13 protein-coding genes and 1 tRNA gene are annotated in these 15739 nt (G+C 56.0%); all 14 read right to left on the bottom strand.

The annotated features are described in order from the left end of the window. Positions 1-123: GTP-binding protein (locus D0544_RS16985; RefSeq protein WP_243647371.1), on the bottom strand; the 123-nt coding region annotated here is incomplete at its 3' end. A gap of 37 nt (positions 124-160) precedes the next feature. Continuing rightward, the gene (gene fusA, locus D0544_RS16980; RefSeq protein ID WP_125018482.1) at positions 161-2251 is read right to left on the bottom strand and encodes an elongation factor G; all 2091 of its coding nucleotides are present in this window, start codon (positions 2249-2251) and stop codon (positions 161-163) included. An 18-nt stretch (positions 2252-2269) separates the two neighbouring features. Next, a complete protein-coding gene (gene rpsG / locus D0544_RS16975) occupies positions 2270-2740 on the bottom strand; it encodes a 30S ribosomal protein S7 (RefSeq protein WP_125018480.1) in 471 nt (156 codons plus the stop codon). 96 nt (positions 2741-2836) lie between these two features. Continuing rightward, positions 2837-3208: a 30S ribosomal protein S12 gene (gene rpsL / locus D0544_RS16970; RefSeq protein WP_125018478.1), complete on the bottom strand. Its 372-nt coding sequence runs from the start codon at positions 3206-3208 to the stop codon at positions 2837-2839. Positions 3209-3396: 188 nt separating this feature from the next. Further along, positions 3397-7611 (bottom strand): DNA-directed RNA polymerase subunit beta', encoded by a 4215-nt coding sequence (gene rpoC, locus D0544_RS16965; protein ID WP_125018476.1) that lies wholly within the window; start codon positions 7609-7611, stop codon positions 3397-3399. A 67-nt stretch (positions 7612-7678) separates the two neighbouring features. Continuing rightward, positions 7679-11752 (bottom strand): DNA-directed RNA polymerase subunit beta, encoded by a 4074-nt coding sequence (gene rpoB, locus D0544_RS16960; RefSeq protein ID WP_125018474.1) that lies wholly within the window; start codon positions 11750-11752, stop codon positions 7679-7681. A 240-nt stretch (positions 11753-11992) separates the two neighbouring features. Next, complete coding sequence (gene rplL, locus D0544_RS16955) at positions 11993-12364, bottom strand: 50S ribosomal protein L7/L12 (RefSeq protein WP_125018473.1); 372 nt, start codon at positions 12362-12364, stop codon at positions 11993-11995. Positions 12365-12435: 71 nt separating this feature from the next. Next, positions 12436-12930, bottom strand: a complete 495-nt coding sequence (gene rplJ, locus D0544_RS16950) for a 50S ribosomal protein L10 (protein WP_125018471.1) — start codon at positions 12928-12930, stop codon at positions 12436-12438. Between the two features lie 186 nt (positions 12931-13116). Then, positions 13117-13812 (bottom strand): 50S ribosomal protein L1, encoded by a 696-nt coding sequence (gene rplA / locus D0544_RS16945; RefSeq protein WP_125018469.1) that lies wholly within the window; start codon positions 13810-13812, stop codon positions 13117-13119. Beyond that, entirely contained in the window at positions 13813-14244 is a 432-nt protein-coding gene (gene rplK / locus D0544_RS16940) for a 50S ribosomal protein L11 (protein ID WP_125018467.1), read from the bottom strand. Positions 14245-14364: 120 nt separating this feature from the next. Beyond that, positions 14365-14898, bottom strand: coding sequence for a transcription termination/antitermination protein NusG (nusG, locus tag D0544_RS16935; protein ID WP_125018465.1), 534 nt, complete (start codon positions 14896-14898; stop codon positions 14365-14367). A gap of 11 nt (positions 14899-14909) precedes the next feature. Next, a complete protein-coding gene (gene secE / locus D0544_RS16930; protein WP_125018463.1) occupies positions 14910-15281 on the bottom strand; it encodes a preprotein translocase subunit SecE in 372 nt (123 codons plus the stop codon). Positions 15282-15315: 34 nt separating this feature from the next. Beyond that, positions 15316-15391: transfer RNA gene (locus tag D0544_RS16925), tRNA-Trp, on the bottom strand. Positions 15392-15429: 38 nt separating this feature from the next. Beyond that, on the bottom strand, positions 15430-15739 hold a 310-nt coding region (locus tag D0544_RS16920), incomplete at its 5' end, for an EF-Tu C-terminal domain-related protein (protein ID WP_481147846.1).

Here is a 15739-nt window from a genome sequence, read left to right as displayed (position 1 = left end):
ACCCCATGCCTCGTAGCACACGCGAGTCAGAGCAGCGGTCAGAGTAGTTTTACCGTGGTCAACGTGACCGATGGTGCCGACGTTAACGTGCGGCTTGTTACGCTCAAAAGTTGCCTTAGCCATTGCTAAAAATACCTTTCTTAAATAGTGTCAAAAAAATTTAGCCTTGCTTGCTTACCGCATCGGCGATGCTGGAAGGCGCTTCGGAATAGCACTCAAATTCCATGGAGTAGGTGGCACGACCCTGGGTAGCGGAACGCAAGTCAGTTGCGTAACCGAACATCTCGCCCAGTGGCACCTGTGCATTAATCACCTTACCGGACGTGCTGTCCTCCATCCCCTGAACCAGACCACGACGACGGTTCAGGTCACCCATCACATCGCCCATGTAGTCTTCGGGAGTTACTACTTCAACCTTCATCATCGGCTCGAGCAGCACAGGGTTGGCCTGCGGTGCATACTTCTTCAGAGCCTGGGATGCAGCGATCTTAAACGCCATCTCGTTGGAGTCAACCTCGTGGAAAGACCCATCGTACAGACGCGCTTTGAGACCCAGCAGAGGGTAGCCGGCGATAACACCGTTCTTCATCTGCTCTGCGATACCCTTCTCGATCGCCGGGATGTATTCCTTAGGAATAGATCCACCCACGATCTCGTTGATGAACTCCAGCCCCTCTTCATCGGAAGGAGAGAACTCGATAACAACGTGACCGTACTGACCGCGACCACCGGACTGACGGGCAAACTTGTGGTTCGCCTCAACAGACGCCTTGATCTTCTCACGGTAGGCAACGCGAGGCTTACCAATGTTGGCTTCAACACTGAACTCACGACGCATACGATCGACGATGATGTCGAGGTGCAGCTCACCCATACCGGAGATAATGGTCTGACCGGACTCTTCGTCGGTTTCAACACGGAAAGAGGGGTCTTCCTGAGCCAGCTTACCCAGCGCAACACCCATCTTCTCCTGGTCAGCCTTGGACTTGGGCTCAACCGCCACAGAGATTACGGGCTCGGGGAACTCCATACGCTCCAGGGTGATGTGGGCATCCAGCGCACACAGGGTGTCACCGGTGGTCACATCTTTAAGACCGATGGCCGCCGCGATATCGCCCGCGAGAACCTCTTTGATCTCTTCACGGTTGTTGGCGTGCATCTGCACCATACGACCGATACGCTCTTTCTTGGACTTGACCGGGTTGTAGACGGAGTCACCGGAGTTCAGGGTACCGGAGTAGACCCGCATAAAGGTCAGGTTTCCAACGAAGGGGTCGGTAGCGATCTTGAACGCCAGGGCCGCGAAGGGCGCCTTGTCGTCAGCCTTACGCTCTTCGACGGTCTCACCGTCGTCGAGGGTACCTTCAATCGCCTTAACCTCGGCAGGAGAGGGCATGTACTCGATAACCGCATCCAGCACCGCCTGCACACCCTTGTTCTTGAACGCAGAACCACCCAGTACAGGCACAATCTCGTTAGCAAGAGTACGCGCACGAATGCCCGCCTTGATCTCTTCCTCGGTGAGCTCGCCGCCTTCCAGGTACTTCTCCATCAGCTCTTCATTGGCTTCAGCAGCGGCTTCGACCAACTCTTCGTGCATCGCCTGGCACTCGTCCAGCAGGTTAGCCGGAATCTCACCATATTCGAAGGTGGTACCCTGGTCAGCCTCGTTCCAAAGGATGGCCTTCATCTTCACGAGATCGACCACGCCCTTGAACTCATCCTCGGCACCGATGGTCATCTGCAGGGGAACCGCAACAGCACCAAGGCGCTGCTTCAGCTGACGAACAACCATCATGTAGTCCGCGCCGGCACGGTCCATCTTATTGACGAACACCATGCGGGGTACGGCGTACTTGTTGGCCTGACGCCAAACGGTTTCGGTCTGGGGCTGCACGCCGGAAGAACCGCACAGTACCACCACAGCACCATCCAGCACACGCAGGGAACGCTCTACCTCAATGGTAAAGTCAACGTGCCCGGGGGTGTCGATAATGTTGATACGGTGATCCTGGAACTGCTTGTCCATACCACTCCAGAAACAGGTGGTGGCAGCAGAAGTGATGGTGATACCACGCTCCTGCTCCTGCTCCATCCAGTCCATGGTTGCCGCACCGTCGTGAACCTCACCAATTTTGTGAGATATACCGGTATAGAACAACACACGCTCGGTGGTCGTGGTCTTTCCAGCATCAACGTGGGCACAAATACCGATATTACGATATCGGGCAATAGGTGTTTTACGAGCCACGAGATAATCCTCGAAAAATTAGAAACGGAAGTGAGAGAACGCTTTGTTGGCTTCAGCCATACGGTGAACGTCTTCACGCTTCTTAACCGCAGCACCCTTACCTTCAGCCGCATCGGCAATTTCGCCCGCCAGACGCAGGGCCATAGACTTCTCACCACGCTTACGGGAGTAATCTACCAGCCAGCGCATAGCCAGTGCGGTACGACGGGAAGGACGAACCTCTACCGGCACCTGATAGGTCGCACCACCCACTCGGCGGGATTTAACCTCCACCATTGGCGCGATGGATTCCAGCGCCTTTTCAAAAATCTCCAGCGCGTCACCCTTGGTGCGCTCTGCAACCTTGTCCAACGCACCATAAACAATGCGCTCGGCAACGGATTTCTTACCACTAACCATTACGTGGTTAATGAACTTGGCCAGCGTTTGGTTCCCGTACTTAGGATCTGGGAGAACCTCGCGCTTAGCGATGACTCGTCTTCTTGGCATGATAAGCCCTCTAAAAAATGTAGGTCTTCAGGTCTGGCCTGAGAACGACCGTTTCCGGCGACGCTCAGCCTTACTCTTATCAACTCAACAATAAAATTACTTCGGACGCTTGGTACCGTACTTGGAACGACCCTGCTTACGGTCGTTAACACCCTGGGTATCCAGACTTCCGCGAACGGTGTGATAACGTACACCCGGCAAGTCCTTTACACGACCGCCGCGAATCAGAACCACACTGTGCTCCTGAAGGTTGTGGCCTTCACCACCGATGTACGAGGTTACCTCGAAGCCGTTGGTCAAACGCACACGACATACCTTACGAAGCGCAGAGTTAGGCTTCTTGGGGGTAGTTGTATAGACGCGAGTGCACACACCACGACGCTGAGGGCAAGCCTGCAGGGCGGGTACGTCACTTTTAGCGACTTTGCGTTTACGCGGCTTACGAACCAACTGGTTAATAGTTGCCATGTAAGCAAACTCCAATAGTTACAAATAGGGGCCAGAGCCCATTTAAAACCAGCCAAACCGAAATTTAGCCATGTTAAAGGACGCGAGATTCTATAGATCACGCGCGCCTGAGTCAAGAGAAAGCCCGGAGTCTGATCATTGATCAGCCCGGGCCGTCTCCCTTCTTTTCCTGTTAAGCGGCCTGAACCCTAGTTATTGCTGGAGTTCAGGGCTTCGCTCAGTGCCTGCTCGACGTCGCTCAGGCTAACGCTGGCGGTACCGGATGCGAGATCCTCCTCCTGGCGCTTGAGACGACGGTCGTTGTGGTAGGCCAGGCCGGTTCCCGCAGGAATCAGTCGACCCACGACCACGTTCTCCTTGAGCCCACGCAGGTAGTCACGCTTGCCGGTCACTGCCGCCTCAGTCAGTACCCGGGTGGTCTCCTGGAAGGAGGCCGCCGAGATAAAGGACTCGGTCGCCAGCGACGCCTTGGTGATACCCAGCAGCACACGCTCACCCTTGGCCGGGATCTTACCCTCAGCCTCGAGCTCTTCGTTGTGCTCCAGGAAGCGTACGTACTCAACCTGGTCACCACGGATGAAGCTGGAATCACCGGTATCGGTAATCTCAATCTTACGCAACATCTGACGCAGGATGGTCTCGATGTGCTTGTCGTTGATCTTTACACCCTGCAGGCGGTACACGTCCTGGATCTCGTTGACGATGTACTTGGCCAGCTCGCTGATACCCAGCAGGCGCAGGATATCGTGGGGGTTGGACGGGCCGTCGGAGATAACCTCACCCTTGACCACCTTCTCACCCTCGAACACGTTCAGGTGACGCCACTTGTGGATCAGCTCCTCATAGGGGTCGCCGCCGTCAGTCGGGGTGATCACCAGGCGCTTCTTACCCTTGGTCTCCTTACCGAAGCTCACCATACCGCTCACCTCGGCGAGGATAGAGGACTCCTTCGGTTTACGGGCCTCGAACAGGTCAGCAACCCGTGGCAGACCACCGGTGATATCCTTGTTACCCGAGCTTTGCTGCGGGATACGGGCAATTACATCACCCACTTCCAGCTGCGCACCGTCATTCAGGGTCAGCAGGGCGTTGGAGGGCAGGAAGTACTGCGCCGGGGTATTGGTATCGGCCAGCTTCAGCTCGTTACCGTTGTCATCCACCAGGCAAACTGCGGGGCGGATATCCTTACCGGCGGCAGGACGATCCTTGGGATCGAGTACCTCGATATTGGACAGGCCGGTCAGCTCATCGGTCTGCTTGTTGATGGTGATGTTCTCCTCCATACCGGAGAAGGCCACCTTACCAGCGATTTCGGTGATGATCGGGTGGGTATGGGGATCCCATTTCGCAACTACATCGCCCGGGTTCACCGCAGCACCATCCTTCAGCAGGATGTTGGCGCCGTAAGGCAGCTTGTAACGCTCACGCTCACGACCAAACTCGTCGGCAACCGCCAGCTCACCGGAGCGGGATACCGCTACCAGAGAGCCATCCTTACGCTCTACCGTCTTCAGGTTGTGCAAGCGCAGGGCACCACCGGTCTTGACCTGGATGCTGTCAGCAGCAGAGGTCCGCGACGCCGCACCACCGATGTGGAAGGTACGCATGGTCAGCTGGGTACCGGGCTCACCGATCGACTGGGCAGCGATAACACCGACTGCCTCACCGCTGTTGACCAGGTGGCCGCGACCCAGGTCACGTCCGTAGCACTTGGAGCAGACGCCGTGACGGGTTTCACAAGTGATGGAGGAGCGCACAAACATCTCGTCCACGTTCATCGCTTCGAGTCGGGTTACCCAGGCCTCATCGATGAGGGTACCGGCTTCAACCGCGATCTCATCTTCGGTACCGGGCTTGATAACGTCCCGGGCAACCACTCGACCCAGAATACGCTCACCCAGCGGCTCGACCACGTCGCCACCTTCGATGTGAGGAGACATCCACAGACCCTGGTCGGTACCACAGTCAACCTCGGTTACCACCAGATCCTGGGCCACATCCACCAGACGGCGGGTCAGGTAACCGGAGTTGGCGGTCTTGAGGGCGGTATCCGCCAGACCCTTACGGGCACCGTGGGTGGAGATGAAGTACTGAAGTACGTTCAGACCCTCACGGAAGTTGGCGGTGATGGGGGTCTCGATGATGGAGCCATCGGGCTTGGCCATCAGGCCACGCATACCGGCCAGCTGACGAATCTGGGCCGCACTACCCCGCGCACCGGAGTCCGCCATGATGTAGACAGAGTTGAAGGATTCCTGCTCCTCCGGCTTGCCTTCACGGTTAATCACGGTATCGCTACCGAGGTTTTCCATCATTTTCTTGGCCACGAGTTCGTTGGCACGGGACCAGATATCGATCACCTTGTTGTACTTCTCGCCCTGGGTAACCAGACCGCTGCGGTACTGCTCCTCGATCTCACGCACCTCTTCGGAAGCATCGTCGATGATCTGGTGCTTCTCGTCAGGAATCACGAAGTCGTTAACACCGATTGATGCACCGGACTTGGTCGCATAGGCGAAACCGGTGTACATCAGCTGGTCAGCAAAGATAACCGTCTCCTTCAGACCCACATTGCGGTAGCAGGTGTTGATCAGATTGGAGATCGCCTTCTTCTTCATGGGCTGGTTGATCAGCTCATAAGGGATACCGTCGGGGCAGATATCGAACAGCAGCGCACGACCCACGGTGGTATCCACCAGTTGCAGCTTGGAGGTCTTGTTACCCTCGCCGTCGAGAGTGACTTCGCTGACCCGCACTTTACAGCGGGTATGGAGCTCGGCATTGCCGGTGCGGTAGGCGCGCTGCGCCTCCTTGATATCGGCAAACACCATGCCCTCGCCCTTGGCGTTGATACGCGAACGGGTCATGTAGTAAAGACCCAGTACCACGTCCTGCGAAGGCACGATGATCGGCTCACCGTTAGCGGGGGCCAGGATATTGTTGGTGGACATCATCAGGGCACGGGCTTCGAGCTGCGCCTCGATGGTCAGCGGTACGTGGACCGCCATCTGGTCACCGTCGAAGTCGGCGTTGTAGGCCGCACACACCAGCGGGTGCAGCTGAATGGCCTTACCCTCTACCAGTACCGGCTCAAAGGCCTGGATACCCAGACGGTGCAGGGTGGGGGCACGGTTCAGCAGCACCGGGTGCTCGCGGATCACCTCGTCGAGGATATCCCACACCAGGCCCTCTTCACGCTCCACCATCTTCTTGGCGGCTTTGATGGTGGTGGCAGCGCCACGGGCTTCCAGCTTGCCAAAGATGAAGGGCTTGAACAGCTCCAGCGCCATCTTCTTGGGCAGGCCACACTGGTGCAGACGCAGGGTCGGACCAACCACGATAACGGAACGCCCGGAGTAGTCGACCCGCTTACCCAGGAGGTTCTGGCGGAAGCGACCCTGCTTACCCTTGATCATGTCGGCCAGGGACTTCAGGGGACGCTTGTTGGAACCGGTGATGGCACGACCGCGGCGGCCGTTATCCAGCAGCGCATCCACTGACTCCTGCAGCATACGCTTCTCGTTGCGCACGATGATATCGGGAGCGCTCAGGTCCAGCAGTCGCTTCAGGCGGTTGTTACGGTTGATCACTCGACGGTAAAGGTCGTTGAGATCGGAGGTGGCAAAACGGCCGCCGTCCAGGGGAACCAGCGGGCGCAGATCGGGCGGAAGTACCGGCAGCACCTTCAGCACCATCCACTCCGGGTTGTTGCCGGAGCTGTGGAAAGCCTCGATCAGCTTCAAGCGCTTGCTGAGCTTTTTGATCTTGGTCTCTGAGCTGGTGGCAGGGATCTCTTCGCGCAAACGAGCGATCTCCTCGGCCAGGTTCATGTCACCCAGCAACGCCTGGACCGCCTCGGCGCCCATCTTGGCTTCGAAGTCGTCGCCGAACTCCTCCAGCGCCTCGTAGTACTCCTCGTCGTTGAGCATCTGGCCCTGCTCGAGGCTGGTCATACCCGGATCCACCACGACGTAGGATTCGAAGTAGAGCACACGCTCGATATCACGTAGCGTCATATCCAGCATCATACCGATACGGGAGGGCAGCGACTTGAGGAACCAGATGTGGGCAACAGGGCTGGCCAGCTCAATGTGGCCCATGCGCTCACGACGTACCTTGGCCAGCGCAACCTCAACACCACACTTCTCACAGATCACGCCACGGTGCTTGAGGCGCTTGTACTTACCGCACAGGCACTCGTAGTCCTTGACCGGGCCAAAGATCTTGGCGCAGAACAGACCGTCACGCTCCGGTTTGAAGGTACGGTAGTTGATGGTCTCGGGCTTTTTAACTTCACCAAAGGACCAGGAACGGATCATTTCCGGTGAGGCCAGGGAGATTCGGATTGAGTCGAACTCTTCGCTTTGTCCCTGGGTTTTCAGTAGATTCAATAAATCTTTCAAGACTGTATCTCCTCGCGGGGTTGGCTTAGGGACGACGCGTTAACGTCGCCCCCCCGCGCTTAGCTGCTTACTCGGTTTCCAGTTCGATATCGATGCCAAGAGACCGAATCTCTTTCACCAGAACGTTGAATGACTCAGGCATGCCCGGTTCCATACGGTGATCGCCGTCCACGATGTTCTTATACATCTTGGTACGACCATTCACATCGTCGGACTTGACGGTGAGCATCTCCTGCAGGGTGTAAGCGGCACCGTAAGACTCCAGGGCCCACACCTCCATCTCACCGAAACGCTGGCCACCAAACTGGGCTTTACCACCCAGCGGCTGCTGGGTCACCAGACTGTAAGATCCAGTAGAACGCGCGTGCATCTTGTCGTCTACCAGGTGGTTCAGCTTCAGCATGTACATGTAGCCGACGGTAACAGGTCGATCAAATTGATCACCGGTACGACCATCAAACAGCGTCATCTGCCCGGAGTCCGGAATACCCGCTAGGCTCAGCAGCTCCTTGATCTCACTCTCACGAGCGCCATCAAACACGGGAGTTGCCATGGGTACGCCGTCGCACAGGTTGCGTGCCAGGTCCAGGATCTCAGCGTCGGTCAGCTCTTCGAGCTTCTCGTTACGGCCACCTACGCCATTATAGATCTGGTCGAGGAACTTACGGATCTCGGCCACGCTTTTCTGCGTCTGGATCATTTCGTCGATCTTGCGACCCAGACCCTTTGCAGCCATACCCAGGTGAGTTTCGAGAATCTGGCCCACGTTCATACGCGAAGGTACACCCAGCGGGTTCAGAACGATATCAACCGGCTCGCCATTCTCGTCGTGAGGCATATCCTCGACGGGCATGATGACGGAGATAACACCCTTGTTACCGTGGCGACCGGCCATCTTGTCACCGGGCTGGATACGACGCTTGATGGCAAGGTACACCTTGACGATCTTCTGTACGCCAGGGGCCAGGTCATCGCCGGTCTGCAGCTTCTTCTTTTTGTCCTCGAAACGGTCGTCCAGCTTGGCACGACGCTCTTTCAACTGGTTCTCTGCCAGCTCCAGAACTTCGTTAAGCGCCTCGTCTGCCATACGCAGCTTGAACCACTGGCCACGCTCAAGACCCTCAAGGTAGTCAGCGGTCAGGGTGTCACCCTTTTTCAGAGCAGGACCACCATTGACCTTCTGGCCAACCAGGGCCTCCTGCAGACGCTCGTAGGTTGCCTGCTCGACGATACGGTATTCGTCATTCAGGTCCTTACGGATCTCGTCCAGCTGGGACTTCTCGATGGAGAGCGCACGCTGGTCCTTGTCGACGCCGTCACGGGTAAATACCTGCACATCGATAACGGTACCCTTGACCGAGGTCGGTACACGCAGGGAGGTATCCTTAACATCGGAGGCCTTCTCACCAAAGATGGCGCGCAGCAGCTTCTCTTCCGGGGTCAGCTGGGTTTCACCCTTAGGGGTAACCTTACCTACCAGGATATCGCCAGCCTCAACCTCGGCACCTACGTAAACAATGCCAGACTCGTCCAGTTTGTTCAGCGCATGCTCACCGACGTTGGGGATATCCGCAGTGATCTCTTCGGAGCCCAGCTTGGTTTCACGGGCAACACAGGTCAGCTCCTGGATGTGGATCGTGGTGAAACGATCCTCCTGGACGACGCGCTCGGAGACCAGGATGGAATCCTCGAAGTTGAAACCGTTCCAGGTCATGAACGCGATGCGCATGTTCTGGCCCAGCGCCAATTCGCCCAGGTCAACGGAGGGACCATCGGCCAGCACATCGCCACGGGCAACCTGGTCACCGGCTTTCACCAGCGGACGCTGGTTGATGCAGGTGTTCTGGTTGGAACGGGTGTACTTGATGAGGTTGTAGATATCCACACCAGCCTCACCCGCCTTGATTTCGGAAGCATCCACACGGACCACGATACGGCTGGCGTCAACAAACTCGACCACACCACCGCTCTTGGCGACCACACAGACGCCCGAGTCGGTAGCCACCGCACGCTCAACACCGGTACCCACCAGCGGCTTCTGAGAGCGCAGGGTCGGCACCGCCTGACGCTGCATGTTGGATCCCATCAGGGCACGGTTAGCATCGTCGTGCTCAAGGAAGGGAATCAGGGATGCCGCTACGGAAACCACCTGACGCGGTGATACGTCCATGTAGTTAACCCGATCAGGGGTCATGAAGGTAAATTCGTTCAGGTGACGAACGCTAACCATCTCGTCGGTCAGCTGACCCTTCTCGTCCAGTACCGCGTTGGCCTGGGCAATCACGAAAGCAGCCTCTTCGATAGCAGACAGGTAGTGGATCTCGTCGGTCACCAGGCCATCCACTACTTTACGGTAGGGACTCTCGAGGAAGCCGTACTCGTTGGTGCGCGCATAGCTGGCCAACGAGTTGATCAGACCGATGTTCGGACCTTCAGGGGTTTCAATGGGGCAGACGCGACCGTAGTGGGTCGGGTGTACGTCACGCACCTCAAAGCCGGCACGCTCACGGGTCAAGCCACCCGGGCCCAAGGCCGATACACGACGCTTGTGGGTGATCTCGGAGAGCGGGTTGTTCTGGTCCATAAACTGGGACAACTGGCTGGAGCCGAAGAACTCCTTGATCGCCGCTGCGACAGGCTTGGCGTTGATCAGGTCCTGGGGCATCAGGCCTTCAGACTCGGCCATGCTCAGGCGCTCTTTGACGGCACGCTCAACACGTACCAGGCCAACGCGGAACTGATTTTCAGCCATCTCGCCTACGGAACGGATGCGACGGTTACCCAAGTGGTCGATGTCGTCAACGATGCCCTTACCGTTACGGATATCCACCAGGGTCTTGAGGACCGCGATGATATCATCGTTATCCAGCACACCAGATCCGGTATCGGAGTCACGACCGATACGACGGTTGAACTTCATGCGACCAACGCCCGACAGGTCATAGCGATCGGAGCTGAAGAAGAGGTTGCTGAACAGCGCTTCCGCGGCCTCTTTGGTGGGCGGTTCGCCGGGGCGCATCATGCGGTAGATCTCGACCAACGCCTCCAGCTGATTGGTGGTGGTGTCCGCCAACAGGGTATCGGAGATAAAGGAACCACAGTCCAGCTCGTTGGTGTAGATCACCTCCAGATCAGTGACCTTCTTATCGCGCAAGGTCTCAATCACTTCAAGGGTGATTTCTGTGTTGCATTCGAACAGAATCTCACCGCTGGCTTTGTCGACCAGGGTACGCGCCAGGCGCTTGCCCAACAGGTACTCCATCGGAGAGTCCAGTCGTGCGATCTTGGATTTGGCCAGCTGTGCGATGTGACGAGCGGTAATACGACGACCCTGCTCTACAACCACCTTGCCACTCTTGTCTTTAATATCGAAACTGGCGGCTTCACCACGCAGACGCTCAGGCACCAGCTCCATGCTGACACCGGACTCGCTGAGTACGAATTGAGTGGTCTCGAAGAAGATCTGCAGGATCTCTTCGGAGGAGAGGCCCAGTGCGCGCAGCAGCACAGTCGCTGGCAGCTTGCGGCGACGGTCGATACGGGCAAAAACGAGGTCCTTGGGGTCAAACTCGAAGTCCAACCAGGAGCCACGGTAGGGGATCACGCGCGCGTTGTACAGCAGCTTGCCAGAGGAGTGGGTCTTACCGCCATCATGGCTAAAGAACACACCGGGAGAGCGGTGAAGCTGAGACACGATAACGCGCTCGGTACCATTGATCACGAAGGTACCGTTTTCGGTCATCAGGGGGATCTCCCCCATGTACACTTCCTGCTCCTTGATGTCCTTGATCGCCTTGTTGGAGGACTCCTTGTCGTAAATGATCAGGCGAACCTTCACCCGCAGAGGTGCCGAGAAGGTCACTCCGCGAAGTTGGCACTCCTTGACGTCAAATACAGGCTCACCTAAGCGGTAGCCTACATACTCCAGCGCGGCGCTGCCGGAATAGCTGACGATAGGAAACACGGTTTTGAAAGCAGCGTGCAAGCCACGCTCAGCCATCTCCTCCTGAGAGGCACCGGTTTGTAAAAAGTTGCGATAGGAATCCAACTGGATAGCCAGCAAATAGGGCACGTCCATGACATGCGGTAGTTTGCTGAAATCCTTGCGGATGCGTTTTTTCTCAGTGTACGAGTAAGCCATCAATGTTCCCCAGCTTAGCCACCTAGCGAATCGATTCGATCAGTTCGCGACATCGGACTATCGAATTTCTCAACAGAGCGTTGTATCGCCCCAAAACCGTTACAGCTATCCTGCCTCTTCGAGGCCCGAAGTAACTCCAGTGAAACCACTGGACTTACAACGGAAAAAGGCCGGCGCCCAAAACAGGGCACCAGCCATAAGCACCAATTAAAAAATCAGGCTTTTGGTGATCACAAGCGATTACTTGATCTCAACCTGGGCGCCTGCTTCTTCAAGCTGCTTCTTAGCGTCTTCAGCGTCGTCCTTGCTGGCGCCTTCCTTAACAGTAGAAGGTGCACCGTCGACCATTGCCTTGGCTTCTTTCAGGCCAAGACCGGTGATAGCACGAACAGCCTTGATAACGTTGACTTTCTTGTCGCCAGCGCTGGTCAGGACTACGTCAAACTCGGTCTGCTCTTCAGCAGCAGCACCGCCAGCGTCGGCAGAGGCAACAGCAACAGCAGCTGCAGCGCTAACACCAAACTTCTCTTCCATTGCTTCGATCAGTTCAACAACGTCTTTTACAGACATTTCTGCTACAGCGTTGATGATATCTTCTTTAGTAAGAGCCATTTCTCTATTCCTAAACGTATTGAGCGTAATGCTCGTTAATCTGCTTCAAGCGGCCATCCCGTATCGGGATATCAGGCAGCTTGCTCTGCTTTTTGGTCGCGGATGGCGGCAATGGTACGAACCAGCTTTCCTGCTGCTGCTTCTTTCATTACGCTCATCAGGCGCGCGATCGCTTCTTCGTAAGTCGGCAGTTTGGCCAATACAGCCACATCAGCCAACTCGCCCTCAAAAGCTGCTGCTTTTACCTCAAACGCTTTGTTTTCCTTTGCAAAATCGGACAGCACGCGTGCAGCGGCGCCGGGATGCTCTTTAGAAAACGCGATCAGGGTAGGACCTACAAATGTCTCGGTGAGGCATTCGAAGGCAGTGCCTTCAACTGCACGACGAGCCAGGGTGTTACGAACGACTTTCAACCAAATGCCATTCTCACGAGCCTGGGCACGCAGTGCAGTCATGTCAGTAACGGTTACGCCACGGGAATCGGCAACAACCGCTGACAGAGCACTCTGAGCAGCTTCCTGGACTTCGGCAACAATCGCTTTTTTGTCTTCTAGTCCTAAAGCCACGGATTTACTCCAGTTGGTTTAACAAAGACCCCTAGGGGTCATCCAATCGGTGCGGCAACTCAGAAATCTGAATCGGGGTCACACCATCTGCGCAGGCGGTGGATTAAGCCTTTCGGCACCTGCGGTCTTTGACAGCTCCCGCCAATGGCGAGAGCCCCAAAGATCGATTACAGCGAAACGCCGTAATTAAAAATCGAGTGAAGACTGGTCAATAACCAAACCCGGGCCCATGGTAGTGGACAGGGTGATTTTCTTCACATAAACACCTTTGGCGGAAGCAGGCTTGGCCTTTTTCAGGTCAATCAGCAGTGCGTCCAGGTTTTGCTTGATCGCATCGGCGGCGAAGCCAATCTTACCCACGCCGGCATGGATGATACCGTTCTTGTCAGTACGGTAACGAACCTGACCAGCCTTGGCGTTGCGAACAGCGGTAGCAACATCAGGGGTCACGGTACCTACCTTCGGGTTAGGCATCAGGCCACGGGGACCCAGAATCTGTCCCAGCATACCGACAACGCGCATCGCATCCGGAGAGGCGATAACGACATCGAAGTCCAGGTTTCCGGCTTTAACCTGCTCTGCCAGGTCATCCATACCAACGATGTCAGCTCCGGCTTCTTTAGCCGCTTCGGCGTTAGCACCCTGGGTGAACACAGCAACGCGAACATCCTTACCAGTACCGGCGGGCAGCACAGTTGCGCCACGAACCACCTGGTCGGATTTACGGGGATCAACGCCCAGGTTGACAGAAACATCAACCGACTCGGTGAACTTGACAGCAGACAGTTCGGTCAACAGAGCCACGGCGTCAGCTAGTGGGTACTGCTTGGTGGCATCTACCTTTTCGCGAATCGCCTTGGCGCGCTTAGTCAACTTGGCCATTTACACGCCCTCCACGTTCAGACCCATGCTACGGGCGGTACCCGCGATGGTGCGTACAGCTGCATCCATATCGGCAGCAGTCAGATCAGGTTCTTTGGTCTTGGCGATCTCTTCGAGCTGCTCACGGGTAACGGTGCCCACTTTTTCAGTGTTGGGACGACCAGAACCCTTCTTCACCTTGGCAGCCTTCAGCAGCAGAACGGCAGCAGGAGGCGTCTTGGTCTCGAAAGTGAAGCTACGATCTGCATAAACAGTGATAACTACCGGAGTCGGCAGACCGGGCTCAACACCCTGAGTCTTGGCGTTGAACGCCTTACAAAACTCCATGATGTTAACACCGTGCTGACCCAGGGCAGGACCCACGGGCGGACTGGGGTTAGCTTGTCCTGCAGCAACCTGCAGCTTGATATATGCCTGAATTTTCTTAGCCATAATTACCTCAACAATGGGTACAAACGCCTTACGGCTCCCCGCTCAACACATCTGACTTACATCAGACGACACAACCCCGCACCGCTACAGCGGTGCAGGGTACACAACTTTTTGACGAGCTTAGCTCTTCTCTACCTGGCCAAACTCGAGCTCTACCGGCGTAGAGCGACCAAAGATCAGAACCGCAACATGCAGCCTGCTCTTCTCATAATTCACCTGCTCAACCACACCATTAAAGTCGGCAAAAGGCCCGTCAATAACACGTACCATTTCACCCGGCTCAAACAGCGTTTTGGGCTTGGGCTTTTCAATACCATCTTCTACTCGACGCAGGATGGCATTTGCCTCTTTTTCAGTAATTGGAGCCGGCTTATCAGCAGTACCACCGATAAAGCCCATAACACGTGGCGTATCCTTGATCAGGTGCCAAGTGTCATCATTCATCTCCATCTGCACAAGAACGTAGCCAGGAAAAAACTTGCGCTCGCTCTTGCGCTTCTGGCCGGCACGCATCTCAACCACTTCTTCCACAGGAACCAAAACCTCACCAAACTGGTCCTGCATCTCATGGCGCTCGATGCGCTCTTTAATTGAGCGCATCACCTGCTTCTCGTAACCGGAATAGGCGTGCACAACATACCATCTTTGAGCCATTTGCAACGCTCCTACCCAATCAACAGGTTAATAACCCAGCTCAGCAGGGAATCAAGTCCCCACAACAGCAAACCAACCACCAAAACCGCAGCCACCACAATCAGGGTAGTCTGGGTCGTCTCCTGGCGTGTTGGCCATACAACTCGACGAACCTCGGTGCGAGACTCCTTCAACAGCGTAAAAGCAGCGCGCCCTTTTGCCGTCTGAACAGCCACAAACATAGCCAGGGCCGCCATCACAAGAAGCGCCAAAACGCGATAGAGAAGAGACTCCTCCGCGTAGTGCTGATTCCCGTAAGCGCCCAAGCCCACAATAGCCACAACAACCAGCCACTTAAGACCATCGAAACGGCTTACGTTTTCAGTTTCCAGTTTTGCTGCCATAAAAGGAGTACACCCAAGGAATCACACTAAAATATGGCAGGCCAGGAGGGAATCGAACCCCCAACCCCCGGTTTTGGAGACCGGTGCTCTACCAATTGAACTACTGGCCTGTAGAGCGGGAGGGCAACGCCCTCCCATACAACTTAACTTACTCGATTACCNCCTCACGGATAGCGAAACGCAGACCTTCGTCCATTGCTACCGGCGCGATCAGGGTAACGGTCATCTGAACGTTATCGCCGGGCATTACCATCTCAACACCCTCAGGCAGTTCGCAAGAACCGGTGATGTCAGTGGTACGGAAGTAGAACTGAGGACGGTAGCCCTTGAAGAACGGAGTGTGACGACCACCCTCATCCTTGCTCAGCACGTAGACTTCAGACTCGAACTTGGTGTGAGGAGTGATAGAACCGGGCTTAGCCAGTACCTGACCACGCTCAACGTCGTCACGCTTGGTA

Origin of the sequence: Aestuariirhabdus litorea, assembly GCF_003864255.1 — a bacterium.
Classification (GTDB): domain Bacteria; phylum Pseudomonadota; class Gammaproteobacteria; order Pseudomonadales; family Aestuariirhabdaceae; genus Aestuariirhabdus; species Aestuariirhabdus litorea.
The sequence above is the reverse complement of the archived record's forward strand: the minus strand, read 5'-3'. Positions and strand labels throughout refer to the sequence as shown.

Bases quoted from the DNA above. Each gene is read 5' to 3' on its own strand.
- rpsG (WP_125018480.1), bottom strand. From the start codon at position 2,740: ATGCCAAGAAGACGAGTCATCGCTAAGCGCGAGGTTCTCCCAGATCCT.
- rpsL (WP_125018478.1), bottom strand. From the start codon at position 3,208: ATGGCAACTATTAACCAGTTGGTTCGTAAGCCGCGTAAACGCAAAGTC.
- rpoB (WP_125018474.1), bottom strand. From the start codon at position 11,752: ATGGCTTACTCGTACACTGAGAAAAAACGCATCCGCAAGGATTTCAGC.
- rplL (WP_125018473.1), bottom strand. From the start codon at position 12,364: ATGGCTCTTACTAAAGAAGATATCATCAACGCTGTAGCAGAAATGTCT.
- rplA (WP_125018469.1), bottom strand. From the start codon at position 13,812: ATGGCCAAGTTGACTAAGCGCGCCAAGGCGATTCGCGAAAAGGTAGAT.
- rplK (WP_125018467.1), bottom strand. From the start codon at position 14,244: ATGGCTAAGAAAATTCAGGCATATATCAAGCTGCAGGTTGCTGCAGGA.
- nusG (WP_125018465.1), bottom strand. From the start codon at position 14,898: ATGGCTCAAAGATGGTATGTTGTGCACGCCTATTCCGGTTACGAGAAG.
- secE (WP_125018463.1), bottom strand. From the start codon at position 15,281: ATGGCAGCAAAACTGGAAACTGAAAACGTAAGCCGTTTCGATGGTCTT.